This window comes from Oleiphilus sp. HI0067 (genome assembly GCF_001635735.1).
Genome location: NZ_LWFI01000664.1, coordinates 48,108 through 72,984, shown reverse-complemented (window position 1 = coordinate 72,984; position 24,877 = coordinate 48,108). Strand labels below are relative to the sequence as shown.

The 24,877-nt window shown below is 45.0% G+C and carries 24 protein-coding genes; 14 read left to right on the top strand and 10 right to left on the bottom strand.

Annotated elements, in window-relative coordinates; genetic code table 11:
* Positions 1 to 19: 19 nt before the first annotated feature.
* Complete coding sequence (gene epmB, locus A3739_RS07625) at positions 20 to 1,039, bottom strand: EF-P beta-lysylation protein EpmB (RefSeq protein WP_068476431.1); 1,020 nt, start codon at positions 1,037 to 1,039, stop codon at positions 20 to 22.
* A 197-nt stretch (positions 1,040 to 1,236) separates the two neighbouring features.
* Here epmB and efp point away from each other — a divergent pair, with 197 nt between their 5' ends.
* Genes efp through A3739_RS07610 form a run of 3 tightly spaced genes read left to right on the top strand, consistent with a single transcriptional unit; the run spans position 1,237 to position 3,872 of the window.
* Complete coding sequence (efp, locus tag A3739_RS07620; protein ID WP_068476429.1) at positions 1,237 to 1,809, top strand: elongation factor P; 573 nt, start codon at positions 1,237 to 1,239, stop codon at positions 1,807 to 1,809.
* Positions 1,810 to 1,819: 10 nt separating this feature from the next.
* Positions 1,820 to 2,782, top strand: coding sequence for an EF-P lysine aminoacylase EpmA (gene epmA / locus A3739_RS07615; RefSeq protein WP_068476427.1), 963 nt, complete (start codon positions 1,820 to 1,822; stop codon positions 2,780 to 2,782).
* On the top strand, positions 2,769 to 3,872 hold the full coding sequence (locus A3739_RS07610) for a DUF3080 family protein (protein WP_068476425.1): 1,104 nt from the start codon (positions 2,769 to 2,771) through the stop codon (positions 3,870 to 3,872). The genes epmA and A3739_RS07610 overlap by 14 nt, the downstream gene beginning before the upstream one ends.
* Positions 3,873 to 3,888: 16 nt before the next feature.
* Here the strand turns inward: A3739_RS07610 and asd are convergent, their stop codons facing one another.
* The 3 genes from asd to rsgA all read right to left on the bottom strand — a co-directional run bounded on the left by asd (position 3,889) and on the right by rsgA (position 7,606).
* On the bottom strand, positions 3,889 to 4,743 hold the full coding sequence (asd, locus tag A3739_RS07605; RefSeq protein WP_068476423.1) for an archaetidylserine decarboxylase: 855 nt from the start codon (positions 4,741 to 4,743) through the stop codon (positions 3,889 to 3,891).
* Positions 4,744 to 4,894: 151 nt separating this feature from the next.
* Positions 4,895 to 6,559, bottom strand: a complete 1,665-nt coding sequence (locus A3739_RS07600) for an HDOD domain-containing protein (protein WP_068476421.1) — start codon at positions 6,557 to 6,559, stop codon at positions 4,895 to 4,897.
* A gap of 9 nt (positions 6,560 to 6,568) precedes the next feature.
* Complete coding sequence (rsgA, locus tag A3739_RS07595) at positions 6,569 to 7,606, bottom strand: small ribosomal subunit biogenesis GTPase RsgA (protein WP_068476419.1); 1,038 nt, start codon at positions 7,604 to 7,606, stop codon at positions 6,569 to 6,571.
* A 116-nt stretch (positions 7,607 to 7,722) separates the two neighbouring features.
* Here rsgA and orn point away from each other — a divergent pair, with 116 nt between their 5' ends.
* From orn to A3739_RS07570, 5 genes are all read left to right on the top strand, one after another.
* Complete coding sequence (gene orn / locus A3739_RS07590) at positions 7,723 to 8,265, top strand: oligoribonuclease (RefSeq protein WP_068476418.1); 543 nt, start codon at positions 7,723 to 7,725, stop codon at positions 8,263 to 8,265.
* A 64-nt stretch (positions 8,266 to 8,329) separates the two neighbouring features.
* Positions 8,330 to 9,019, top strand: coding sequence for a crotonase/enoyl-CoA hydratase family protein (locus A3739_RS07585; protein WP_068500932.1), 690 nt, complete (start codon positions 8,330 to 8,332; stop codon positions 9,017 to 9,019).
* A 22-nt stretch (positions 9,020 to 9,041) separates the two neighbouring features.
* Entirely contained in the window at positions 9,042 to 10,427 is a 1,386-nt protein-coding gene (mpl, locus tag A3739_RS07580; RefSeq protein ID WP_255376164.1) for a UDP-N-acetylmuramate:L-alanyl-gamma-D-glutamyl-meso-diaminopimelate ligase, read from the top strand.
* A gap of 44 nt (positions 10,428 to 10,471) precedes the next feature.
* Positions 10,472 to 11,092: a flavin prenyltransferase UbiX gene (locus A3739_RS07575; RefSeq protein ID WP_068476411.1), complete on the top strand. Its 621-nt coding sequence runs from the start codon at positions 10,472 to 10,474 to the stop codon at positions 11,090 to 11,092.
* Complete coding sequence (locus tag A3739_RS07570) at positions 11,089 to 11,862, top strand: ATP-binding protein (RefSeq protein ID WP_068500927.1); 774 nt, start codon at positions 11,089 to 11,091, stop codon at positions 11,860 to 11,862. The genes A3739_RS07575 and A3739_RS07570 overlap by 4 nt, the downstream gene beginning before the upstream one ends.
* A 53-nt stretch (positions 11,863 to 11,915) precedes the next feature.
* Here A3739_RS07570 and A3739_RS07565 read toward each other — a convergent pair whose 3' ends face one another.
* Positions 11,916 to 12,395, bottom strand: coding sequence for a HugZ family protein (locus tag A3739_RS07565; protein ID WP_068476407.1), 480 nt, complete (start codon positions 12,393 to 12,395; stop codon positions 11,916 to 11,918).
* On the bottom strand, positions 12,392 to 13,057 hold the full coding sequence (locus A3739_RS07560) for an NAD(P)H-binding protein (RefSeq protein ID WP_068500924.1): 666 nt from the start codon (positions 13,055 to 13,057) through the stop codon (positions 12,392 to 12,394). Before A3739_RS07560 ends, A3739_RS07565 begins: the two co-directional genes overlap by 4 nt.
* Before the next feature lie 225 nt (positions 13,058 to 13,282).
* Here A3739_RS07560 and fusA point away from each other — a divergent pair, with 225 nt between their 5' ends.
* Both fusA and A3739_RS07550 read left to right on the top strand, forming a co-directional pair.
* A complete protein-coding gene (gene fusA, locus A3739_RS07555; protein WP_068476402.1) occupies positions 13,283 to 15,367 on the top strand; it encodes an elongation factor G in 2,085 nt (694 codons plus the stop codon).
* A gap of 82 nt (positions 15,368 to 15,449) precedes the next feature.
* Positions 15,450 to 16,355, top strand: a complete 906-nt coding sequence (locus A3739_RS07550) for a hypothetical protein (protein WP_068500921.1) — start codon at positions 15,450 to 15,452, stop codon at positions 16,353 to 16,355.
* Between the two features lie 64 nt (positions 16,356 to 16,419).
* Here A3739_RS07550 and A3739_RS07545 read toward each other — a convergent pair whose 3' ends face one another.
* The 3 genes from A3739_RS07545 to A3739_RS07535 form a co-directional block, all read right to left on the bottom strand.
* Positions 16,420 to 17,343: a patatin-like phospholipase family protein gene (locus A3739_RS07545; RefSeq protein ID WP_068476398.1), complete on the bottom strand. Its 924-nt coding sequence runs from the start codon at positions 17,341 to 17,343 to the stop codon at positions 16,420 to 16,422.
* Positions 17,344 to 17,363: 20 nt separating this feature from the next.
* Positions 17,364 to 18,287 (bottom strand): LpxL/LpxP family Kdo(2)-lipid IV(A) lauroyl/palmitoleoyl acyltransferase, encoded by a 924-nt coding sequence (lpxL, locus tag A3739_RS07540; RefSeq protein WP_068500919.1) that lies wholly within the window; start codon positions 18,285 to 18,287, stop codon positions 17,364 to 17,366.
* A gap of 78 nt (positions 18,288 to 18,365) precedes the next feature.
* Complete coding sequence (locus tag A3739_RS07535; RefSeq protein ID WP_082878317.1) at positions 18,366 to 18,773, bottom strand: DUF3135 domain-containing protein; 408 nt, start codon at positions 18,771 to 18,773, stop codon at positions 18,366 to 18,368.
* Between the two features lie 237 nt (positions 18,774 to 19,010).
* Between A3739_RS07535 and A3739_RS07530 the strand changes: the two genes are divergently transcribed.
* The 4 genes from A3739_RS07530 (at position 19,011) to A3739_RS07515 (ending at position 24,129) form a co-directional block, all read left to right on the top strand.
* A complete protein-coding gene (locus tag A3739_RS07530) occupies positions 19,011 to 19,580 on the top strand; it encodes an HNH endonuclease (RefSeq protein ID WP_068500624.1) in 570 nt (189 codons plus the stop codon).
* 75 nt (positions 19,581 to 19,655) lie between these two features.
* On the top strand, positions 19,656 to 22,340 hold the full coding sequence (rnr, locus tag A3739_RS07525; RefSeq protein ID WP_068500917.1) for a ribonuclease R: 2,685 nt from the start codon (positions 19,656 to 19,658) through the stop codon (positions 22,338 to 22,340).
* Positions 22,333 to 23,082 carry a 23S rRNA (guanosine(2251)-2'-O)-methyltransferase RlmB gene (gene rlmB / locus A3739_RS07520; protein WP_068476389.1) on the top strand — a complete coding sequence of 250 codons (750 nt, stop codon included), beginning with the start codon at positions 22,333 to 22,335 and terminating at the stop codon, positions 23,080 to 23,082. The genes rnr and rlmB overlap by 8 nt, the downstream gene beginning before the upstream one ends.
* A 48-nt stretch (positions 23,083 to 23,130) precedes the next feature.
* The gene (locus A3739_RS07515) at positions 23,131 to 24,129 is read left to right on the top strand and encodes a mechanosensitive ion channel family protein (protein ID WP_082878316.1); all 999 of its coding nucleotides are present in this window, start codon (positions 23,131 to 23,133) and stop codon (positions 24,127 to 24,129) included.
* A gap of 53 nt (positions 24,130 to 24,182) precedes the next feature.
* Here A3739_RS07515 and A3739_RS07510 read toward each other — a convergent pair whose 3' ends face one another.
* On the bottom strand, positions 24,183 to 24,860 hold the full coding sequence (locus tag A3739_RS07510) for a type 1 glutamine amidotransferase domain-containing protein (RefSeq protein ID WP_068476387.1): 678 nt from the start codon (positions 24,858 to 24,860) through the stop codon (positions 24,183 to 24,185).
* Between the last annotated feature and the right edge of the window lie 17 nt (positions 24,861 to 24,877).

The window sequence follows — 24,877 nt, the reverse complement described above, 5'->3', positions numbered from 1 at the left end:
GGTTAATGTTTCGCAAGGCTTACCAAGTAAGTATGGATTTACTTGTTTCCCCCGGACATTCTTCAGCGAGTTTGGGAAGTAGGAACCCAGGTAGCAAGGAGGATAACTGCTTGTAAATCTCTTTGGCTTTTTCTCGGCTCAAATCAAAATGTGCTGCGCCATCTACTTTGTCGAGGGTGAAAAGGTAGTAGGGCAATACGCCTTGATCGAATAGCTTTTCTGACAAATTTTGCAGGATGCCTGCGTTATCATTTATGTCTTTTAACAATACTGATTGGTTGAGTAAGGTAACGCCGACGGCTTTGAGTTTTCTAAATGCAATTGCCGTGTCGTCACCCAATTCATTCTCATGATTGCAATGCGCAACAAAAACAATATTGCTGTTGAGTGTCTTGAGAATCTCGATAAAGGGATCGCTAATTCGTTGCGGCAGGCTAGGGAGCATTCGCGTATGAATACGTATCCTTTTTATGTGCGCGATAGAATCAATACGATGTAACAAATCGGATAGGTATTTATCAGGCAAGCTTAGTGGGTCGCCACCACTTAGAATGACCTCATTAATTTGCTTATTTTCCAGAATGTAAGCCAGAGCCTTGTCCCATTGTTTGCGAGATTGCTGGTGCTCTGAATAAGGGAAATTACGTCTAAAACAGTATCTACAGTGTATGGCGCAAGCCTGCGTTAAGACGAGCAAAACCCGAGACTGATATTTATGAATTAAACCAGGGACGGGCGAGTAATCTTGTTCGAGTAAGGGTTCAGCTGTAAAACCATCAACCTGTTCGAATTCTCTAGTCTGAGGTAGAACTTGCAAAAGCAAGGGGTCATTGGGTGAGTTAGGTTTGATTTTATCGAGATAGGGCTGCGGTGCACGAAGTGGAAAATCGAGCGTTTGTTGTGTTGCTAAGGGGTGCGCGTCTAGGCCTAGCTGCGTTAATAGATCGCCGACAGTCAGTGTGCTTTGACTGTAAATCGATTGCCAATCTTTGTCGATCGAACGAGCGATAAGAGGCGAATGCTGAATGTGTTCTTGCATAGTGCTAATACGTAGACGAGTATTTCGACAGAATAAACCGAAGCGTGTATGATTGCCGCCACTTTTTGGCCGCTTAGATCGGCCGCATAATCTACACTTTAGTAACTGAAAGTGGTAGCGGTATAGCTGTTTACTGCTTAGTTATTGCACTTTGTATCAGAAGCCTACAAATTAAGTAGGGACAGTTAGGTGATAAAATGGCGAATTTTTCAACAAACGAATTTAAAGGTGGCCTTAAGGTAATGCTTGATGGCGACCCATGTTCGATCCTTGAGAACGAATATGTAAAGCCGGGTAAAGGACAAGCGTTTAACCGTGTAAAACTGCGTAACCTCAAAACTGGACGTGTTTGGGAGCGTACCTTTAAGTCTGGTGAATCTCTAGAAGGTGCTGACGTAATGGAGCACGATATGGAGTATTTGTACACCGATGGTGAGTTTTGGCACTTCATGATGACCGACGGTTCTTTTGAACAGCACGGTGCAGATGAGAATGCTGTGGCTGAAGCGCAAAAATGGTTGAAAGAACAAGACGTTTACGTTGTAACCTTATACAACGGAGCGCCATTAAACGTAGCACCGCCAAACTTTGTTGAACTTGAAGTTGTAGAAACAGATCCTGGTTTGAAGGGCGATACAGCGCAAGGTGGTACAAAGCCAGCAACACTAACCACTGGCGCAGTGGTTAACGTGCCTTTGTTTATTAATATTGGTGAAGTGTTGAGAATCGATACGCGTACTGGCGAATACGTAAGCCGCGCGAAAGGTTAAGTTTCTCTTTATGTGGCAGCCTAGTTGTTCACATACTGCAATTAAAGCCCGTGCTGAGTTGTATGCTCAGCTGCGGGCTTTTTTTTCTGCACGTAATGTTCTCGAAGTCGACACGCCGTTGATGAGTGTTTCAGGGTCAACGGACCCACATCTTGCAAGTTATCGTGCTTCAGGCAATCAAGATGCGCATCAATCCTTAAACTTTTTTCTTCAAACCTCTCCAGAGTTTGCGATGAAGCGTCTACTCGCAAGCGGTTTAGGCGATATCTATCAGCTTTGTAAAAGTTTTCGTGAAGCCGAGCAGGGGGGTAGGCATAACCCCGAATTCACAATGCTTGAGTGGTATCGAGTAGGGTTCAGTTTGACTGAATTAATGGAAGAAATCGCAGATCTCGTTTGTGAGCAGTTGAGCCTTGAGCGACCCATTGTATATACCTACCGTGAAGTCTTTTTAAAGTACTTAGAGATTGACCCATTCTCAGCCGAATTAAGCGAGTTACAGGCATTGTGTTCGAGCCAAGCTGGGCTTGCTGAGGTTGAAACACCTGACCGTGACGCATGCTTAGACTTGCTTATTTCTGTGTGTATCGAACCTAAATTAGGATTTGATAGACCGTGTTTTCTTACTGATTACCCAGCGAGTCAGGCCTCATTGGCGCGTATTGAAGTAGACTCGTTTGGCAATCGAGTAGGGAAGCGCGCTGAATTGTATGTGAACGGCATTGAGCTCGCGAATGCCTACGACGAACTAGTGGATGCCAGTGAGCAAGAGGCGCGATTTATAGAAGATCGACGCGCGCGTCATGAACTTAAACTGGCCAATGTACCGTATGATAAGAATCTTGTAAGTGCATTAGCTTCTGGCTTACCTGAGTGTTCTGGCGTTGCACTTGGTGTTGACCGTTTGTTGATGCTCAAGCTGAAAGTCAGTTCTATTCAAGAGGTGTTGAGCTTTCCCATTGATCGCGCGTAATTCTGAACTTCGGAACCGATACAAAGCCAAGTTTTTTGGCGTAGTCATCGTTGTTTTCTTTTCATTGTTGTTGAGTGCTTGTGGCTTTAGTTCAGCGAGTCATGGTGAGCAAGTGTTGGATAACTATCAGGCTCGATTAGAAAATGTGTTTGCGGACATCTCTGACGCAGGTGAAATTCAAACGCAAGACTTCAATACATTGTCGGTTCCGACACTTCCACAGAAGCCACTAGTTCAAGCATGGCAAGCTCAATCATCAGAAAGTATCGATATTCTGGACTTTATGAGCCTGTATGGATGTCGATTACAAGAAACCGTTGCCCAAGCAAATTCCAGCTTAGGGCGTGTAGCAACCGCATCGCAACGCGTTTTGTATCTTGTGCGTTTTTTACGAGATGCCCCAAGTTGCATTGCGATGCTCGAGACTGAAGAAAAGACGGAGCTTGCTCGAATCGTGAAGCAAGAGATAGAGTATAAACGCCAACAATTTCCTTATGTCTCTACCGCCATGTTGATTGAAGGGGATGAGTTTTCGAGTTTTTGGCGCCTGCCTAAAAACTTAGGGTCTTATCCCGAAAATACTAATCTTGAGCCTATCCTTGCCCTGAGTTCTGTTGTGTCGCTTTTCAAACAGTGGCAGTCAGAGAATTATGTTCAAACGGAGCAAGAACTAGAGACGATGTTATTTCAGATAAATATCGGTGATGGCGGAGCACTGCTATCAAGTTTTAGTCTTTTGAATAACAGGCTTGAAGTGCTCAATAGCTTTCTCGAAGGCGTGCTCGATTCTGAGCAAATCTGTGTAGCAGGGAGACACTCGTCAAAGATACTGCAAAACGTCGTACAAAAATATTTTGTGGGTGAGGTTCAGCAGTGGGCTGCGGATCTTAATCGCCGACAGTACGCATTGAGCGAAGCAATGGCCGATTTGGAGGGCGAATTAGCACCGATGCTCAGTGAGAGTTATGCGCGATGGAGGAAAGAGAGAACAGCTGTTTTTCAACGCAATAAAGCCTTGATTCAACGCCATGTGCTATTGATTGGAAAGTTAATAAATGAAGAGAAACTAGCGGTGCATTGCGACCGCTAGTATCGATTGAAGAGCCTTACTTTATTGTTGCGAATGTTTCGCCCATACGAACAGGTGATTCTGCTTTCAATGACTCTTCGAAGTTGATGGTGTTTGGTGGTGCACAGAAGACGACGGTAGACCCTAGCTTAAAACGGCCCATTTCTGCGCCTTTTTCAATCGTGATTGGCTCTTCGTTGTCGTAGTCAAAACTGACAACATTTTTACGCATTGGCGCGACAAGACCAGCCCATGTTGTTTCGACGCTTGCAACAATCATTGCGCCAACCAAAACCATTGCAATCGGGCCGATTGCTGTATCGAAAATCGCTACGACTCGCTCATTACGTGCAAATAAATTTGGAACGCGTTGCGCTGTTACAGGGTTAACCGAGAAGAGTTTTCCAGGAACATAAATCATTTTTTTCAATGTGCCTGTGATAGGCATATGAATGCGATGGTAGTCTTTAGGTGAAAGATAAATCGTTGCGAAGTCACCATCCATAAACGGTTGAGCAAGTTTTTCATCGCCACCCAGCAATTCATTGACGTTAAAGCTTTGGCCTTTTGCTTGGAATATTTGTCCGCCTTTGATTTCACCTAACTGACTGATTGCACCATCAACTGGCGAGCAAAGAATGTTATCTCCCTCTACAACAGGGCGAGCACCGTCTTTGAGAGCGCGGGTAAAGAAATCATTGAAGCTAGGGTAGGCAGTTGGGTTTGGTTCTGCCGCTTCGCTCATGTCGACGTCATACTTGTCGACGAACCAGTTGATAAAGTTGTTTTTGACTGGTTCGAATGTTGTGCTCGCTACTTTGCCAGCAACGCGCGAAATAAAGTGCTGTGGGCTGATGTACTGACTGAATACAAACAGATCATCGCTTTTCATAAATGCGGATTCCAAAATACTTAATCATTATTGGCCGCGGATAATAACAGAACTTCCAGATTGCTGCGAAAGACAGATGCAATTAATCGATGAGCTTTCAATTAATGGCGTGCTTAGAAGTTCTCATGTGTTGTTTTTATTTTGATTTTTATTACGAATCTTGTGCGTCTTGGCTAATCGTTCCTAACGATGATTCCAATGCTTTGATCGCTAGTTTGAAATACCTGAACTGAGCTTCATCGATGCGTTGATCAGGATCTTGGTCGGCATACACCACACCAATAGGCTTACCTTTAACAAAGATAGAAGCGAAGAACGCTTCATCACGTTGCGTCGTCTGCTTAAAGTTCATGGGAACAAGATCAGAGACTTCTTTTTTGACGCTCGGTTTAAGCCATAGAGCCGCTGGTTTGTCGCACAATACGCTAAAAATCGTTCCTTTGATAATAGGTGTGCTAAAACTAGCGAGTGGGTCGTCACCGTCGATGCCCGACTTAAATACGATGTTTAACTTGGATTTATCTTTGCTAAGAACGCACAGAGCGCAACGTTTAAGGCGAAGTCCGATTTGGATCTGTTCAACCATTTTCGTCATTAGAGCTGAGGCTGAGTTGAAATCAGTTGGTTGTTGTTTGATGGCTTTTAATAGGTGAAGGAATGACGCTTCTGGTGTGAATGTTTTTTGATCTTCCGGTTTTTTAGCGCCAGTGCTTTCGATCATGCGTTCTGATTTAGCAACTTTCCCTGTTGATGGAATAACGCGACTAAATACAGTGCGTGCATCGCCCGTTGTTGAAGTCTCGCCTTGCGCGTCAGGTACGTACTCTTTTACATCATCAAATACACGACACACTGCATTAGCTGAATAGGGCATTTGGTAGCGATGTGCGGCTTTCAACAGCGTTTTTGTGCAGAGTGTTCTTACCTTATAAACGGGCATATCGAGTCCAGCGGCGGTTGTTGCTAAGGCTCGAGACATCTGTTTTGGCGAGCTATCTTTTAAATAGTAATGCAGATAAAACCGCGATAATTCAATGAAGAAAAGAGGTTGTTGACGCGCGATCTTCAATGCGGGGCTAAGCTCGATAGGCTCAGCAGGATTTGCTTGAGCCACTGATTGTGAGGCGCTAGTCGGTGCTGAAGCTTGGCCAAAGCGTGATAATTGCGCCCAGTCTCGCAAGGACAAACAGTGTTGCGTTTGTTGCGTTTTTAGAGCGAGATCTGGAGCGTTCAGTGCCGTTAAGAGTTCTAATTGAATGTCTTTGAGTGAACAGCCCAATAAATCTAGTTCAAGCGCTTTTCTCTTTGGTATGCTGGCTCGACTGATCTCTCGCATTAATGGTGTGGCATAACACCACATGTACCACATGGGTGCGTCGGAAAATAAACTCCCCCAGAAGATATCTAAGGATTTTGCTGATCCTTTTGCCTTTGCGAATCGTTGTGCGAGATAGGCTTTGGTTAAGCTTGCTCCGAGAGTTTGGTAGTAAGCGCGATAACCATATTTGATGTCGAGTTTTTTGATGGCAACGAGTAGCTCTTTGACTTGCTGGTGGCCTAGCATGCTCATAGCGTGATCAAGAGTTTTACTGAATACGCTTTCTGGACGAGGATTGTCGTTGGCCTTGCGCATGATTGCGAGTGACACAACAGGGTCTGGGGCGAGTATTTGAGCTAACTTCAAATAACTCGGCGCTTCGTTTTCCATCAGCAAAACGGCCTTCGGCGCCAGACTCAAGGCAGAGGGTAGTTTACGTTTAAGTAAGTACTCCACCCATGATTGTAGATCTTGCGGATAACTTTTTGTTTCGGCCATTCATCATCATCAATGTGTTTCTATGTCGTCTAGTGTAGACAAGATATGGCGATAACTCTGCATTCTGGTTTCTGAAATTTTACCTTCTTCTAACGCTTGTTGAATTGCGCATCCAGGTTCTTGCTCGTGTTTGCAGTCGCGGAATTTACAATAACCAATGAAGGGCCTGAACTCTGTGAAGCCTTCAAGTAGTTCAGCCTCTGTGATGTGCCAGAGTCCAAACTCTCGAATTCCTGGTGAATCCACTAAACGGCCACCTTGTGGGAGGTGAAATAATTTAGCGGTCGTAGTGGTGTGGGTGCCTTTTCGTGTGTTTTCTGAGAGTTCACCAACGCGAATAGATTGATCACCGAGAATGGTGCGAATAAGTGAAGACTTACCAACACCAGATTGCCCTACAAACACACTTGTGTGATTCGATAGCCAGCTTAAGAGTGTTTCACTACAGTCTTGTTCGTCATTTGCTGAGGTGAGCAATACTTCATAGCCGAGCGCTTTGTATGTATCCATCAAGCCGTGAATAAAGTCCCGATTATCATCGGTAATCAAATCACTCTTGTTGAACAGAATGGCTGGCTCAATGCCCGTTGTTTCGGCGGCCACAAGATAGCGGTCAATGAGGTTGGCGAAAGGTGTTGGTTCAAGCGCAACGACAATGAGTATGCGATCAATATTCGATGCGACTGGCTTAAGTTGGCCGTAGTTATCAGGCCTTTGCAGTAGAGTGCTGCGCTCTAGACGCGCTTCAATGACTCCACTGTTGTCGGCTCCGGGTCGCCATATCACTTCGTCACCGGTGACCAAAGCATCGATGTTTGCGCGGACATAACAGCGATATATCTCGCCTTTTGTTTCGCCTTCTAGCGCTTCGACATCAAGCGTTTGCCCAAAATGCGCAATAATTAAACCGCGCTGTTCGGCGCCAAGTTCGCCTCCTAACACTTGATCGTCTAGTTTGCGTTGCTTCTTTTCAGCTCGGGCTGTTTTCTCTGCTTGTATTTTTTCGATGCGCCATTTTTGACGGCGATTGAGTTTACGTTTGCTCATGGGCTTCTCTGTTAAAAGGCGCAAGCATTCTATCAGTTTTTCTCATAGGCGGTTGTTCTAGTTCACTAAAGCCTATATTTTAGCTCTGATTAAAAATACAGAAGCGAATAACTTGCATGAAGCATAAAGATAATTTGATTTGGATTGATCTTGAGATGACTGGTTTAGAGCCAGAGTCTGATCGTATTATTGAAATCGCCACTATCGTCACCGATGCGAACCTCAATACCTTAGCTGAAGGGCCCGTTATGGCAGTGCATCAGAGCGACGAATTACTTGATTCGATGGATGAGTGGTGTACTCGAACACATGGTGAATCTGGTTTAACTCAGCGAGTAAAAGATAGCGAGTTCTCAGAGCGTGATGCAGAGCTGAAAACCATTGAGTTTTTGCAAGAGTGGGTTGATAAAGGTGTATCACCGATTTGTGGAAATAGCGTAGGCCAAGATCGTCGTTTCTTGGTCAAATACATGCCAGAGTTGGAAGCCTATTTTCACTATCGAACTCTCGATGTGAGTACTTTGAAGGAGCTGACTCGCCGTTGGAAGCCTGAAATTTTAGATGGCTTTAAAAAACAGGGGACACATTTAGCATTAGATGATATTCGTGAATCGATCGCTGAGCTGCAATATTATCGTGAGCACGTGTTAAAGATATAAATTTAAGCGTCTTACATCGCTGAGATTGCCTTGTGAGATAAGAAAACACTATAAGGTTTTTAAAATGAGTGAATTAGTCAAAGTAGAAATTAATGAAGGCGTTGCCATGTTAACGCTTAACAACGGCAAAGTGAATGCGTTTTCACATGAGATGATTGCTGACTTCAACGCAGCCTTAGACCAAGCAGAAGAAGCGAAAGCGCCTGTTGTGATCGCTGGACACCCTGGAATGTTCTCTGCGGGTTTTGATCTCAAAGTTATGCAGAAAAGTATGGATGCTGCGATGGCTTTGGTTAAAGAAGGCTCTACATTGACGCGCCGATTATTGTCTTTCCCGACGCCTGTGATTGCGGCATGTACTGGGCACGCTGTAGCGCAAGGTGCATTTACTCTTTTATGTAGCGATTATCGAATTGGTGCAGCTGGCGAGTTCAAGCTTGGCCTGAATGAAGTGGCGATCGGTATGACGATGCACCATGCGGGTATTACGATGGCAAAACATGGTGTGACGGATCGTTATTTGAATCGTTCACTTTATTTGGCGGAAATGTTTGATCCTGAAACAGCTGTTGAAGCGGGTTTTCTAGACGAAATCGTTGAATTTGAAAAAGTTGTCGAGACGGCGATTGAATACGCTAAAGCAACGAAGAAGCTTAATCGTCATGCGCACAAAGGCACTAAGCTTAAAGCGAGAGCTGGGCTTCTTGAAGAAATGGATAGAGCGATTGAGCTCGACGTCAACGGTAGTCTTTAGTTAACAGCATTTGAGTCATATTTTGTCTGTTCAACACATTCATATCTTAGGTATTTGCGGGACCTTTATGGGCTCGCTTGCCGCGCTCGCAAAAGAACAGGGTTTGCGCGTTACGGGTTGTGATCAGGGCGTTTATCCTCCAATGAGTACGCAACTTGAGTCACTCGGTATTGAGTTGATTCAAGGTTTCGATACGCAACAGCTAGATCTCGAACCCGATCTTTTTATCATTGGCAATGCAATTAGTCGTGGTAATGCCTTGCTTGAAGAGATTCTAGATCGAGGTTTGCCCTATACCTCAGGCCCTCAATTTCTTGCAGAACATATCCTGCAGGGAAAATGGGTGATGGGTGTTGCCGGTACGCACGGCAAAACCACGACAACGACCATGCTAGCGTGGATTCTTGAATATGCTGGAATGAAGCCGGGTTTCTTAATCGGTGGAGTGCCAAAGGATTTTGAATTTTCAGCTCGTTTGGGCGAAACCCCTTTCTTTGTGATCGAAGCGGATGAATACGATAGCGCATTTTTTGATAAGCGCTCGAAGTTTGTCCATTACAAATCTCGAACATTGATCGTCAACAATCTCGAGTTTGATCACGCCGATATTTTCGAAGACCTAAGCGCTATTCAAAAGCAATTCCATCATGTTATTCGTACTGTGCCGCGCAATGGTCGTGTGATTTATCCTCAAGGCAGTAAGGCTATTGACGAGACGCTTGAAAAGGGCATTTGGGCTGAGAAACAAAGTTTTGGTGGAGAGGGCTCTAGTGCAGAAGCTCGTTATCACCTAGTTGAATCTGATGGTTCAGTCTTTGATGTGCGCTTAGCGGACCAGACGCATCGAGTTACATGGTCTATGACTGGTGAGCACAACGTGTCGAATGCTTTGGCAGCGATGCTTGCTGCGCGTCATGTTGGTGTTGAGCTCGAGCATTCTGCGCAAGCTTTGAGTCAATTTGGCGGCATTAAACGTCGCATGGAAGTATTGGCCGATCGAGAGCAAATTGCTTTATACGATGATTTTGCACATCACCCTAGTGCTATTAAAACGACGCTCTCAGGGCTTCGCGCTAAGGTTGGGTCTGAAAAGATTCTAGCCCTCATCGAACCGCGTTCAAACACCATGCGTATGGGTATTCATGCAAACAAATTAGCACCGAGTGCTCAAGATGCAGATCAGATCATATGGGCTGATCTGTCGGGTAATAACGAGTTAGGGTGGTTGACGCCTGAACTATCCGAATACGCTAATCAACATATCGAAATCTCAGTTGATGCTATACAAGGTGTGGTAGATCGGTTCATTGAGATGCATGGCGGCACGAAAGTTCATGTGTTGATGATGAGTAATGGTGGCTTTGGCGGAGTACGCGAAGCTTTGCTAAAAAAATTAGGTTCAGAGTAAAAGTACTCTGAACCTGTTATTTGATCCCTGTTGTTGAGGATTGTATGAGCGAGTTTAAAGAAACAATTACTTTGGCGGTGACCGGGGCTTCAGGTGTTCAGTATGCGACGCGCTTGTTAGATGTTCTGGTTAAAGAAGGGCATCAGATTTTTGTAATGGTTTCTAAAGCTGCGCATATGGTCATTGCGACAGAAACTGAGCATAAATGGCCTGCCCAAGCTGCGCAATTAGAGCAGGTTTTGACGCAACAGTTCTCTGCAAAGCAAGGGCAGGTGAAAGTATTCGGTAAAGAGGACTGGATGGCTCCGGTTGCTTCTGGATCGGGAGCTCCAACCAAAATGGTTGTTTGCCCATGCAGCACTGGATCGTTGTCTGCAATTGCTAATGGCGCGAGCAATAATTTGATTGAGCGAGCGGCAGACGTTGCATTAAAAGAACGGCGCCAATTAATACTCGTTCCTCGCGAGGCTCCTTATTCAGAGATTCACCTTGAGCATATGTTGAAGTTGACAAAAATGGGAGCTGTGGTGATTCCCGCTTCGCCTGGTTTTTACCACAAACCGCAAAGTGTTGATGATCTTGTGGATTTCATTGTTGCGCGTATTTTGTCTCAGTTAGGAATTGAGCAAACGCTTCTTAGTAAGTGGGGAGAAGATCGAACATGAGCTCTTCTTCAGTCATCGATTGGTCGAAGACGGTAGCTGCAATCTGGCGAGCGAGGCAGCAGCATCTCCGTGCAGTGACACGGATTGATGGCATTGAGCTTGATCAGTTGTTGGGGATTGAGCGTCAGAAAAAACTAATAGTAGAGAATACAGAGCGTTTTATCGCTGGACTGCCGGCAAACAATGCTTTGCTGTGGGGCTCCCGCGGCACAGGTAAATCAAGCATTATTAAAGCACTTTTGAATGCTTATGCTGACAAAGGTCTGCGCGTGATTCAGATAGATAAAGATGATCTACTTGATCTTCCCGAGATCGTCGATGAACTCTTCGAGCAGCCCTACCACTTTATTGTTTTCTGTGATGATTTGAGCTTTGAAGAGGGTGATGCAACTTATAAAGCTTTGAAGAGTATTCTCGAAGGATCAATTGAATTGCCCCCCGATAATGTCCTGATTTACGCGACCTCTAACAGACGTCATCTTATGCCGGAATACATGAGCGATAACGAAGGCACCAAAGTCGTAGAAACAGAATTGCACTTTGCTGATGTGGTCGAAGAAAAAATATCTTTGTCGGATCGTTTTGGTTTGTGGTTGTCGTTTTATTCAATCAATCAAGATCAATATATTGAGATTGTCGACCAACTGTTTGGGCAGGTCGAAAATCGGCAGGCCATGCACGCCCAAGCTAAGCGTTTTGCGACCGGCAAAGGTGGACGTAGTGGTCGCACTGCACAGCAATTCTTTAAAGCCTATAGCGGGAAGTTTTAGTAGATGGTGATATTGGTGTCAGAGTACAAGGACTCTGACTCGAGTTTGAATTGCTATTTCCCCGTCTCTTGCTTCGCGTTTTCAAATTCCATTTCTTCAAAACGATAAGCCGCGCCAAAGCCTTCAACATAGGTTCCCGATTTCGGTTTGATTTCTACGAGGTGAAAGTCATTTAGGCTTTTTAATAACGAGACTGTCTTTCCTCGTTGTTGCTCGAAGATAGGCATGACTGTGTTAAACGTTGATGATGATCTGTCGATGAATTGAGCATCGCCTTTAAATATCAGTCGTTTTCTTGCAAAGATATTTTTTGTGTCTGTTTCGTCTTGCGTGAGCATCAACGAGCACTTGGCTGTTTGCTTTAAATTCTGTGTGTGGGCCGCAAGCTCACTGATAAAAATGTACAGCTTTTTGTTTTCGAGAATATAAGGGGTTGTTGATGCGTCGGGCTGTTTATTTTGATCGAGCGTGGCAAGCATGCATGATTGCGTATCTGCAATTAGTGATTCGATGTTTGTACTTATGTTGCTCACTTAGCAGCACCTTGCATGGATTTCGAACTAAGAATCGAAAATCCTAAATCTTTTGATGAGGCTGAACGAATCAATGCGGCTGCGACATCTGCGCCATCAATGGCTTTCAAATTTCCGGGCAATAGTTTGCAGATGAACTCAGATGCTTTTTCGCCAAGGCGAAATTCTTCTCTATCTCCTAGCAATAAACTTGGCCGTGCAATAGCGGCGTGTGCATAGTCGCAATGTTTGATTCTGTGTTCGACATCTTTTTTCATGCTGAGATAAGTGGATGGCATTTTTCCGTCTGCGCCATTTGCAGAGACAAGCCCGTAGAAACCAGCGCCATGCTCTTTACCTAGTTTCGCGAAAGCTTCAGGATACTCCACATCAATACGCACATATTCCATAGCATTTGGCGTTTTCTTTTTGGTTGAGCCCAAGGCGCAAAATAAGTCCGATACCTCATGACTTGGTGCTTCGAAAGAGCTTGGATTCTGAAGAAGCTTGTTCCAATCACAAATAAAGTAGCTGAGTTTCTGATGCTGATAATCTGATGAGTTTTGTGATCGAACAAAGGCATAGACTTCTTCGTATTGTTTATCTTCACAGAGCTGTTGTACGAGACTTCGTCCAATTAAGCCGCTGGCGCCAGCGACCCAAGCAATCTTTCTGTTAGTCAAAACTTACTCTCTTATTTTGTGCAGTTTTCCATAGTGTAGGGCGGCATGAGGGCCAAGGTCTAGGGCATATGAATCTTAAATGGTGGCCTATTTTGTAGTGGGTTTTTCGGCATATTTTTAAAAAGTTCGGCTTGGACACTAAAATTTACGATTTTAACTCTTTTATTTACCTCAAATACTGTATACTTCGCGCGATTTTTTTCACCCCGAACTTCGAGTAAGACGATGACAGACTTAAGCAAGTACAGAAACATAGGTATTTTCGCGCACGTTGATGCGGGTAAAACCACTACAACAGAACGTATTTTGAAACTCACCGGTAAGATCCACAAAACTGGTGAAGTACACGATGGTGAATCTACAACTGACTTCATGGATCAGGAAGCAGAGCGTGGTATTACTATTCAATCAGCGGCGATCACAGCATTCTGGAAAGATCACCGTATGAACATCATCGATACTCCTGGACACGTTGACTTCACAGTTGAAGTATACCGTTCTTTGAAAGTACTTGATGGTGGTATCGGCGTATTCTGTGGTTCGGGCGGTGTTGAGCCTCAATCAGAAACTAACTGGCGTTATGCGGATGAATCAGGCGTTGCACGTTTGATCTTCGTTAACAAACTAGACCGTGTTGGTGCTGACTTCTTGAAAGTTGTTGACCAAGTAGAAAACACACTTGGCGCGAAGCCTCTTGTTATGACGCTTCCAATTGGTCGTGAAGACACCTTTACAGGTGTTGTAGACATCATGTCTAAGAAAGCATACATCTGGGATGACTCTGGTCTCCCTGAAAACTACAAAGTTGAAGATGTACCAGCAGACATGGTTGAAGACGTAGACATGTACTACGAGCAGATGGTTGAAACTGCTGTAGAAATGGACGACGACTTGATGATGGCTTACATGGATGGCGAAATGCCAACTGATGAGCAACTTAAAGCGTGTATCCGTAAAGGTACTAACGAGCTTGCGTTCTTCCCAACTTACTGTGGTTCTGCATTTAAGAACAAAGGTATTCAGCTTGTACTTGACGCTGTTGTTGATTACTTGCCTTCTCCAACAGAAGTTCCAGCTCAGCCTCTTACTGATGAGCACGGCGAGCCTACCGGTGAAGTTGCAACAGTATCTGTTGACGAGCCATTCCGCGCATTGGCGTTCAAGATCATGGACGACCGTTTCGGCGCACTAACGTTTATCCGTATTTACTCTGGTAAGTTGAACAAGGGTGACACCATCCTTAACTCATTCACAGGTAAGACTGAGCGTATTGGTCGTATGTGTGAAATGGAAGCGGATGAGCGTATTGAACTTGATTCAGCACAAGCGGGTGACATCATCGCTGTTGTTGGTATGAAGAACGTACAAACAGGTCACACGCTTTGTGATACTAAGCATGAATGTACACTTGAAGCGATGGTATTCCCTGATCCAGTTATCTCGATCGCAGTTAAGCCAAAAGACAAAGGTTCAACTGAGAAAATGGGTGTTGCTATCGGTAAGATGGTTGCAGAAGATCCAACGTTCATCGTTGAAACTGACGAAGATTCAGGCGAAACCATCCTTAAAGGTATGGGTGAGCTTCACCTAGATATCAAAGTAGATATCTTGAAGCGTACTTTCGGTGTTGAGCTAGAAGTAGGTCAGCCACAGGTTGCATACCGTGAGACTATCACGCAAGCAATCGAAGACAGCTATACGCACAAGAAGCAGTCTGGTGGTTCTGGTCAGTTCGGTAAGATCGACTACCGCATCAAGCCAGGTGAGCAAAACACTGGTCTTACTTTCACTTCAACAGTTGTTGGTGGTAACGTTCCTAAGGAATTCTTCCCAGCAATCGAGAAAGGTTTCCAAGGTATGATGGAAACTGGTCCACTTGCAGGCTTCCCTGTATTGGACGTTGAAGTTGAACTATACGATGGTGCTTACCACGCAGTTGACTCATCAGCAGTAGCATTTGAGATTGCAGCAAAAGGTGCATTCCGTCAGTCAATGCCAAAAGCTGGTCCTCAACTTCTTGAGCCAGTGATGAAAGTAGACGTGTTTACTCCAGACGATCACGTTGGTGATGTTATCGGTGACTTGAACCGTCGTCGTGGCATGATCAAGGACCAAGAAGCTGGTAACACTGGTGTACGTGTTAAAGCGGACGTTCCTCTTTCAGAGATGTTCGGTTACATCGGTCACCTACGTACTATTACTTCTGGTCGTGGTCAGTTCTCAATGGAGTTCTCTCACTACGCACCTTGCCCAATGAACGTGGCAGAAGAAGTAATTGCTGAAGAAAAGGCTAAGAAAGAAGCTAAGTAAGCCTTAGTTCTTTTAGCTAAAAGCCCTGTTGGAAACAACGGGGCTTTTTTGTGCATAACAATAAATCAAGGAAGTACTGTTAATGAGCAGAGTCATCTCATTTGTTTTTCTATCGCTTTGTTTTTCTACCATGACCTTGGCAGAAAATTCTTTTCAATTTGCTGTATATGGAGCGGGAGCGAGTATCTCTCAAGACAATTCAGGATCAGGTAAGTTCTTAGGCTTAAGCGCGACGGCATATTTAGATCCGATCATGCTTGATGGAAGCAAGCCACTTGCCTTGGCAGCGAAATATCAACAAGTCTCAAGCGTATTTGCTTATCATACGCAGCTCGAATACTCCGACCTTGCTCAAGTTAGAGGTGGTCGTATTTTAGAAACAGTAGATAATGATCGCACTGGCCTTGGTGGCACTATCACGCATGAGAGTATTCCACTTTGGTTATCGGTAAATCATGTGTTTAGTGATGACGCAGAGCTTGGTTTTAGAGATGGGACTACGTTCACCAATAGCGATAGCATGACGGAGTTTGAGCTAGGTGTTTATGCATCAGAACACATGATCGCATCATTGATTTATAATGATGCAGTTGGTGATACCTATGGTTTAACCGTCGATGCATTGTTTGAGCTTGCTGATTTGGGTCAATTTATTGAACTGTCAGCGCTTTATCTTGAAATAGAGCACGATGAGATAGATTTGTCGGTTGTGAACAATACCGTTCGAAACTTAGATACAAATCCTTTAGAAGAGACTCAACTTGGTTTAGGTGTGACCTACTTTCCGACGAAGGCTATCGATGTTGGTCTCACGTATACATCCACAAAGTTGAGTCATGGCCCAGCTTCCAAAGAGCTGGTTTATAGCCTTAACGCAGGATGGTTCTTCAGCCAGGACACAGCCATTCGCCTTGAATATGCCTTATTTGAGGAAGATACTTTCTTTATCGATTCAAGCGTCAGCGCTGAACTGCTTTATCGTTTCTAATTCGATAAGTAGTTTTTCAAGATCTTGAGACAAAAGCATCTATTTTATCGAAATGGATGCTTTGCTAGTTCTTAGACCCCATATCTATCAGGCTTTGTTTTGCTTTATAAAATCGAGACAGGATGTGGGGAACCTTCAGAGGTATGACTTCCCTCACTAGGCGCACGATATAGCGGATGAGCGCCACGTGTTTCAATTGCTGGGCTGATTTCGCACGCTTAAGCATTGCGACATAACCTTCGTTAATCAACTCACTGGTGCGCTCTCTATTGTCTGATCGGCTGTAAGAAGAGAGATCTAAACCGACAACGATATCGGCTTGCTTGAGCTGTTCTTTGGTTTTATGGTCAATACAGATATCAATGGCGTTGCCCAGCGTGTCAGCCATGTTTTTAGGTGCTTGATAGCGTTTTGTGTGCGTAAGATCAACGCAAATAATGATGCCCGCACCCATCTTACGGACTAATGATACGGGTACGTTTTCAATAATGCCTCCATCCACGAGTTTTCGTCCATTGAGCTCCACAGGCGCAAAAAGGCCAGGTACTGCGACTGACGCACAAACGGCATCGGCAACTGAGCCTTTAGTGAAGATAATTTGCTCTCCGGTACAAATGTCGGTCGCGGAAATAGATAGGGGTATTTGTGCATCTTCGATTTGGGCATCGCCAAGATCTTTGATCAGCATTTCTCGGACTGCATTGGTAGAAAATAATCCTCCTGAAGCCCGCCAGCTAAAGCTCGCCATGCTTTTGAAGGTTAGATTCTCCGCAACGGCTGTCATGTCTTCAATTGATTTCCCAAATGCATAATAACTGGCGACGAACGCGCCGATACTTGTGCCGGAAACATAGTCGATTGATACACGCTCTTGTTTGAGCGCTTTGATCGCACCGATATGTGCAACGCCCTTTGCTGCGCCACCCCCAAGCGCAAGGCCAACTCTAGTATTAAAGGGGTTAAAGCTATTTAAACGTTGAAAGCGCATATCCGTTCGGCTCTTTTTTATTAGTAAAGACTGGGCTCTCCATCAGGGCGCGTCTTAAAGCGGCGATGAAGCCATAGATACTGTTCTTTGTGGCGTCGAATGTCTTCTTCTAAGCCTTTATTGATGATTGTTGCATTCTCGACTTCATCATCGCTTGGAAAGTTTTCATAAGGTTTTCCAAAGTAAAGACTGTAATGACCATCGTTGTCTTCACGATATTGCGCAAGCCGAAGTACCGTACATCCGGTTTCGCGCGCGATCCAAGCCGTTGTTGTAATGCTGGAAGCGGGTACTCCAAAAAATGGTGCGAAAACAGACTGCTTTTTGCCCATATCTTGATCTGGCGCGTACCACACTAAAGCGCCGGCCTTGATATCCTCTATCATATCTTTGACTTGGCGTTTGCTGTAGGGGCGCGCGTTGTAGACTAAGCGCGCACGTTCTATTGCAGCATCAAGCAAAGGGTTGTTTTGAGGGCGATACATATAGCCAAATTGTGTTACGGAGTTAAGAAGTGGCCCAGCTAAATCCAGCATGCTGAAGTGGCCGCCAACGAGCAAAATTCCTTTACCTCGCTCTTGTGCTTCTTTTAAGTTCTCAATGCCATGTACTGTAAGTTTATCAATATATGGAGTGTAGTTTCCCCACCAACTTGCCAGGCTCTCCATGTAGCCGGTGGCGTTTGATATAAATGTGTCGTACACAAGCTGCTCTCGTTCTTCTTCAGAGAGCTCAGGGAAGCAGGCGTTGATATTTCCTCGGGCTGTTTTGTAGCGACTACCTTTGAGTTTGTAGAGTCTATGGCCTAAGAATCGACCGAGGCCCATACGAGCGCCATGTGGCAAGCGGGCTAGAAGCCGCATTAGACCGATCAAAAGCCATGTTGGCCAAAATTTGGGTTTGAGGAAATTGGAGTAACGATGCTCTGGTTTGAGGTTTTGCATAAAGCCTAGCTTGTTTGTCCTAAAGTAACGCGCCTGAAATAGTATATTAAAGCGCGTTACGTTACTAAAGCTAAGCGTCTATTTTGTTCTTGACGGCGAAGTAAAAGATAAGACTTTCGCTTCGTGCTTAGTGCGCGATTTGAGGTAATCGTCTGGCTGGTTGAGTGCATAGCGCAGCTCTGCGATCGAATCATTCATCATTGATGAAATTTTCATGCATGCCTGCACTGGATTCTTACAACGCTTTCTCTCCATGTCGATCTGAAACTGGAGCCCTTGTAAGCGCTCTCTCATGTGCTTCGGAGCACCATTAATCACGGTTTCAATTGCATTTTTCCGAATGCTTTCGAGCTGTTCAGGATTCTCGCTTGCGAGGCGCATTAGTTCATCAAAATTGGGTAGCTCAACACGACCAAGCGCAGTTTTGCGTACGTCAACATCTTTCAAACGAAGCTTGCTGATCTCGCGTGATTTTCCATTCTGCATTGTAACGACCTCATACTGTTACGTGGAATGTATTGGCTATTTTATGTACAACTTTCAATTTGTTAAGAAAACAAAAGTAAAACCATACTTGCGTATCTTTAGAGGCTGTAGCTAAATGAAGGAGTCAGTTCGTTCGAAAGCGCCGCCTGAGTGATCTGATTGACTTAAAGTCGTCATATTAAAGGTGTAGCTTTCTAAAGTGGTCGAACATTCATGTTATGCACCGGGACGACAACTATGGACTTTCAGGCGATTCTTAAAATCGACAAAAGCGGGCGTCCTGTCCGTTGGATTAGCAAAGAAACTGCAACTCATTTAGTGTGTACAAACAAAGTGTTGTGGGCGTTTGGCGATCAAACTGTGGCGATGCGCGGAGGCTATAATCGTCTAGGGGAGCGTTCAGTTGTCTACTTGTCTCCGATTATGGCGGTCGATGGTTCTGTCTCTAAACACGCCATAAACATCCCTTTGATGAACAAATATCTATTTCGTCGCGATCAACATACTTGTATGTACTGCGGACAACATTTCTCGCGATTATCGCTGACGCGTGACCATATTCACCCGCGGTCGCGAGGCGGCAAGGATGTGTGGACTAACGTTGTATCAGCATGTAAACCCTGCAATCAGCGCAAAGGAGCGAGAACGCCTGAAGAAGCAAACATGCCTCTGCTCGCCGTGCCCTTCAAACCCACGTTTTCAGAACTTTTGTATCTTCAAAATCACAGTATTTTGGATGATCAGATGGCGTATCTTAGAAAGGGGTTCAAGCATTTAGCGGGCGACTTTGCAGTGAGTGTTCGATAAGGCTGTTTTAACTCATCGCACTGACGAGATAGAAAGACTATAATTGGCGCTATATCCATAGCGTTGAACAATTGAATGTCAAAATCCGACCCAAATAAGTCGCAAAATCCTCCTTCCCAATCGAAACATGACCCTCATGCGGCGAAAGAAGCCGAAAAGTATGCGCAGCCTATTGCGAGCAGAGAGCATATCTTAGATTTGCTTGAGCAAAGTGGCGAAGCATTAACACATCCGCAAATTGCTCATGTTCTTGAAATCTCAGATCCCGAGGGTTTTGAAGCCTTACGTCGTCGTTTGATCGCGATGAGCCGTGATGGTCAGTTAGTTTGTAATCGTCGACAGCAATATCAGCCAGCCGCTCGAGTCGATTTCTTGAAAGGAATCGTCATAGGGCATCGCGATGGTTTTGGCTTTGTGAAACTCGAGAAAGGCGGGGATGATCTACTGTTGTCAGCGAAACAAATGCAAAGTGTGTTTGACGGTGACAGAGTGCTTGTTCGGGTTGATCACGTTGATGCGAAAGGTCGCGGTCATGCTGTGATCATGGAGGTCATTGAACGCAATACAAAAGATGTTGTTGGGCGCATTTTCTTTGAAAGTGGTTTGTGTTTTGTTGAAGTCGAAAGTGTTCGAGAGACTCAACAGGTTGTGGTTGCTCAAGAAGACACCTTAGGTGCGAAGCATGGGCAATATGTTGTTGCTAAAATCTTGCATCAGCCATCTAAACGAGAACACGCGACGGGTGAAGTTACCGAAGTGCTCGGGGATCACTTAGCACCGGGTATGGAGATCGAGGTAGCGATTCGTTCTTATAATATTCCTCATGAATGGCCGGAAGATTTAATCGCTCAGATTGAATCGTTTACACCAGAGGTTAGCGAGGCCGATAAATCTGGACGCATTGATTTAAGGGATCTTCCTTTAGTTACTATCGACGGTGAAGACGCACGAGACTTTGACGACGCTGTGTATTGCGAGCGCCGCGACGAAGGTGGTTGGCGTCTATATGTCGCGATTGCAGACGTTAGTCATTACGTTAATGTTGATAGCCCCTTAGATCATGAAGCGAACAAGCGCGCGACATCGGTATATTTTCCAGATCATGTCGTACCGATGCTACCGGAGTTGCTATCTAACGGCCTATGCTCTTTGAATCCTAAAGTTGATCGTCTGTGTATGGTCTGCGAAATGGAGTTGAGCCCAGAGGGTAAAGTAGAAAAGAGTTATTTCTACGAGGCTGTTATGCATAGTCATGCTCGCATGACCTATAACCAAGTCGGCACGATTTTGGATGAGCCTGATAGTGTTGAAGGAATCCAATTATGCGAAGACTTTGCCGAGCGTTTACCGCAGATTTATGACCTTTTCGAGTTGTACCAAGCTTTAAGAAAACGCCGAACAGAACGTGGCGCGATCGATTTTGAAACAGTTGAAACGCAAATTATCTTTGGTGAAGAGCGCAAAATCGATGCGATCGTTCCTCGTGAACGAAATGATGCACATAAGATCATTGAAGAATGCATGCTATGTGCGAATGTGGCGACAGCGGAATTTCTAATCGCTGAGAAATTGCCTGCCTTATACCGTGTTCACGAGGGGCCGGGTGAACAGAAGCTCGAAAACTTACGCGCCTTCCTAAACGAGCAGGGCTTATTTTTGGGTGGAGGAGAAACCCCCAATCCTGCTGATTATCAAGTCTTGTTTGAGCAGATCGCTGATCGTCCTGACTTTAGCGTGATTCAAACAATGATGCTGCGTTCGATGAGCCAAGCGGTATACAGCCCAGAAGAGAAAGGGCATTTTGGCCTAGCATACGAACACTACGCGCATTTTACTTCTCCTATCCGGCGTTACCCAGATTTGCTTGTCCACCGAGCGATTAAGTCGGTGATTTTTAGTGATAGAAAAACGGATCGTGTTCGACGTCATCCCGATCAGAATGGTGCACAGAAGTTTCCATATGACTTTGAGCGCATGCTCAATTTGGGTGAGCACTGCTCGATGGCTGAGCGCCGCGCAGACGAGGCAACTCGTGACGTTACAAACTGGCTTAAATGTGAGTATTTACAGCAACATCTTGGCGAAACATTCGAGGGCTTAATTGCCGCAGTGACGGGATTTGGTTTCTTTGTCGAGCTAGCCGATTTGTATGTTGAAGGGCTTGTGCATGTGGCGAGCCTCGAAGGTGATTACTATCAGTTTGATCAGCAGAAACAACGTTTAACCGGTGAACGTTCAGGTAAACGCTTTGCGTTAGCCGATAAAGTTCTCGTGCAAGTTGCAGCGATTAACTTAGAAGAACGCAAGATTGATCTCATTTTGGTGGGTCAAGGTAAGAGTGCCAAAGCTAGACGTGGCAAACGTACCGAAGATCGCCGAGATAAAAGTTCTCATCGTGGTAAAGGTGGTGCATCTCGACGCGGTGAGGCTGGTTTGTATGAGTCGAAAAGCGCTGGTGCCGGAAAACGTAAAGACCGTAGAAGTGGTCATGAGAATTCGGGTAAACGCACTAAAAAATCTAACTCAGAGGCTCATCCTAAGTCTGCCAAACCATCCTTAAGTGGTAAGAAAATGGGCGGCAAGGATAAACTTAAATCGAAGAAAAAGGCGAAGCCTTTGAAAGTGGGGCAGGACCTGAATGCACCGAGTTTACCGAGCAATAAAGAAGTAGGTTTGCATGATGATGCGGCGCCGAGGCGTCGTGCGAAGCTAAGGCCTGTTGCGCAACCTAGAAAACGGAAAGTACAACCTGATGAGTAAGTTAGATACAGTTTTTGGTCTGCATGCGGTTGAGTCGCTGCTTGAAAAAGAAGCTGACAGCGTAAAGAGCCTTCTAGTGATGCAAGGGCGCGAGGATAAGCGCTTGCAGCGCGTGTTATCTCTTGCTGATAAGTCAGGAATTTCTTATAAGCTTTGCCCTCGAAGAGAACTTGATGATCTTGTGCGTGGTCGTCACCAAGGTATTGTCGCGCTTGTCGAGCCGAGTAAAGAACTTAATGACAACGATCTTGAAGTGTTGCTCGATGGCTTAGACGAGCCTCCGTTTTTATTGATCTTAGACTCAGTGACAGATCCGCATAATCTTGGCGCTTGCTTGCGCTCTGCTGATGCGGCAGGTGCACATGCTGTCATTACACCAAAAGATAAATCTGCACCTTTAAATGCTGTAGCGAAAAACGTTGCTTCGGGTGCTGCGGAACATGTGCCTTTGATTCGAGTGACTAATTTGGCGAGGAGCATGCGATCCTTGCAAGATCGTGGAATCTGGATAACCGGCGCTGCAGGTGAGGGCGCTTCGGATATTTATCAAACTGATTTTAATGGTCCAACCGCTATTGCTATGGGGGCCGAGGGAAGTGGCTTGCGCCGTCTCACGCGTGAACACTGCGATCAGCTGACAAAAATTCCGATGGCGGGCTCGGTAAGTAGTCTCAATGTCTCTGTGGCAACGGGTGTTTTCCTGTTTGAGGCGATGCGTCAAAGATCCTCTAACAAGTCATAAATTAGCGTCTATAGTTCATGCAATCTTTCAAATAAGGATTGCTTTTGAATGCTTCGACTACTGTTCCTTCTTCTATTTTCAACAAGCGTAATCGGCAGCACTGTTTCGGATATTAGTGCTGCTGCCGGTGAAACGACGAATCATGCCGCGAGCAATGTAAAAGATTGGTATAGCGATGCGACGAATACTGCGCTGTTCAGTATTGGTGAGGCAGATATTACCGTTATTGATTTGGTGTGGGTAGTTGTCGTTCTGGTTGGGGCTTTTACCTTTTCATCCTTACTGCGTCGCTTCTTAAACCGCCTTACCGTTAAACATGAAAGCTTCTCAGTGTCAGGCATGTTTACGCTTGGCCGATTATTGCACTACCTGATTTTACTCATTGCCGTATTTTTGTGTTTTGCCTTACTGGGCATTGATTTTACGAAGTTAGCGATTGTCGCAGGTGCTTTGAGTGTCGGTGTTGGCTTTGGCTTGCAGTCTATCTTTAACAACTTTATTTCTGGTTTGATTCTACTGTTCGAGAGGCCAATAAAGGTTGGAGATTTAATTGAACTCGACTCGGGTACGCGAGGCAGAGTCAAAGCAATAAATGTTCGAAGTACTCAAATCACGACGTGGGATAACATTGATTTACTTGTCCCTAATTCGGAATTTATTTCAGGGAGAGTGATCAACTATACCTTGAGTGATGACGTGCGCCGTCTGCATATCCCTTTTGGTGTCGCGTATGGTTCTGATAAGGAAATTGTTAAACGCGCTGCTATTGAAGCTTCGCTCGAGCTGTCATGCACCATTAATCACGGGGCACACAAGCCAGATGTGTGGTTGATCAATTTTGGCGACAGTTCATTAGATTTTGAGTTAATTGTTTGGGTAAATGGAAATGAATTGCCTATCGATAAGCACCCAATTGGTATGTATTTGTGGGAGATCGAAACCAAACTCAGTGAGTACGAGATTGAAATACCATTTCCTCAACGTGATTTGCGTTTGCGTTCGATAGATAAAGAAGTTTTCAATGCGATACCAGAACGATCGCTGTGAGCTTAAAAATAGATAAGCACGCTATCGGTTTACTGGATAGCGTGCTGTACAGGCTACTTCAACAAGTTTAAAAGCGCGTCTGCAGTTGCGTGCGAAGATCCCGGGTTTTGGCCTGTCACTAGCAAACCATCCACTTCAATGTGTTCTTGCCAGTTTTCTTTCGCCGAGTATATACCGCCATTTGCTTTGAGCATTTCTTCTACAGAAAATGGTACGACCTCACTTAGCTCTACTGCTGCCTCTTCGCTATCAGAAAACCCCGTCACTTTTCGACCAGACACAATGTATTGTCCAGATTCATCTTTGGTTGATTTAAAAACAGCGGGGCCATGGCATACGGCGCCAATAGGTTTCTCTTGATTCCAGAATGTTTCAATCAAAGAAATCGATTTCTCGTCATTGGCGAGATCCCATAAAGGGCCGTGGCCGCCTGGATAAAAAATCGCATCAAAGTTTTCTGCATCCATATCGGTCAATACTTGAGTGTTAGCGATGAGTTCTTGTAAGCCTTCGTCTTGATAGTAACGCTCAGTTGTTTCGGTTTGTGCTTCTGGATTAGTGCTGCTCGGATCAATCGGCGCTGCCCCGCCTTTAGGTGACGCGATAACGATATCAGCGCCAGCATCTTTGAATGTGTAGTACGGGGTTGTGAACTCTTCTAGCCAAAGCCCTGTTGCATGAGCCGTTTCGCCGAGTTGTGAATGTGATGTTAAAACCATTAGTACGCGCATCAATAAGTCTCCTGACA

Coding starts and splice junctions, on each gene's coding strand:
- A3739_RS07535 (WP_082878317.1), bottom strand. CDS start 18,773: ATGCAGAATGGAAAATCACGCGAGATCAGCAAGCTTCGTTTGAAAGAT.
- rlmB (WP_068476389.1), top strand. CDS start 22,333: ATGAGTAAGTTAGATACAGTTTTTGGTCTGCATGCGGTTGAGTCGCTG.
- A3739_RS07510 (WP_068476387.1), bottom strand. CDS start 24,860: ATGCGCGTACTAATGGTTTTAACATCACATTCACAACTCGGCGAAACG.
- A3739_RS07545 (WP_068476398.1), bottom strand. CDS start 17,343: ATGCGCTTTCAACGTTTAAATAGCTTTAACCCCTTTAATACTAGAGTT.
- epmB (WP_068476431.1), bottom strand. CDS start 1,039: ATGCAAGAACACATTCAGCATTCGCCTCTTATCGCTCGTTCGATCGAC.
- rnr (WP_068500917.1), top strand. CDS start 19,656: ATGTCAAAATCCGACCCAAATAAGTCGCAAAATCCTCCTTCCCAATCG.
- orn (WP_068476418.1), top strand. CDS start 7,723: ATGAAGCATAAAGATAATTTGATTTGGATTGATCTTGAGATGACTGGT.
- A3739_RS07585 (WP_068500932.1), top strand. CDS start 8,330: ATGAGTGAATTAGTCAAAGTAGAAATTAATGAAGGCGTTGCCATGTTA.
- asd (WP_068476423.1), bottom strand. CDS start 4,743: ATGAAAAGCGATGATCTGTTTGTATTCAGTCAGTACATCAGCCCACAG.
- rsgA (WP_068476419.1), bottom strand. CDS start 7,606: ATGAGCAAACGTAAACTCAATCGCCGTCAAAAATGGCGCATCGAAAAA.
- A3739_RS07575 (WP_068476411.1), top strand. CDS start 10,472: ATGAGCGAGTTTAAAGAAACAATTACTTTGGCGGTGACCGGGGCTTCA.
- A3739_RS07530 (WP_068500624.1), top strand. CDS start 19,011: ATGGACTTTCAGGCGATTCTTAAAATCGACAAAAGCGGGCGTCCTGTC.
- efp (WP_068476429.1), top strand. CDS start 1,237: ATGGCGAATTTTTCAACAAACGAATTTAAAGGTGGCCTTAAGGTAATG.
- epmA (WP_068476427.1), top strand. CDS start 1,820: ATGTGGCAGCCTAGTTGTTCACATACTGCAATTAAAGCCCGTGCTGAG.
- A3739_RS07515 (WP_082878316.1), top strand. CDS start 23,131: ATGCTTCGACTACTGTTCCTTCTTCTATTTTCAACAAGCGTAATCGGC.
- lpxL (WP_068500919.1), bottom strand. CDS start 18,287: ATGCAAAACCTCAAACCAGAGCATCGTTACTCCAATTTCCTCAAACCC.
- A3739_RS07570 (WP_068500927.1), top strand. CDS start 11,089: ATGAGCTCTTCTTCAGTCATCGATTGGTCGAAGACGGTAGCTGCAATC.
- fusA (WP_068476402.1), top strand. CDS start 13,283: ATGACAGACTTAAGCAAGTACAGAAACATAGGTATTTTCGCGCACGTT.
- A3739_RS07600 (WP_068476421.1), bottom strand. CDS start 6,559: ATGGCCGAAACAAAAAGTTATCCGCAAGATCTACAATCATGGGTGGAG.
- A3739_RS07550 (WP_068500921.1), top strand. CDS start 15,450: ATGAGCAGAGTCATCTCATTTGTTTTTCTATCGCTTTGTTTTTCTACC.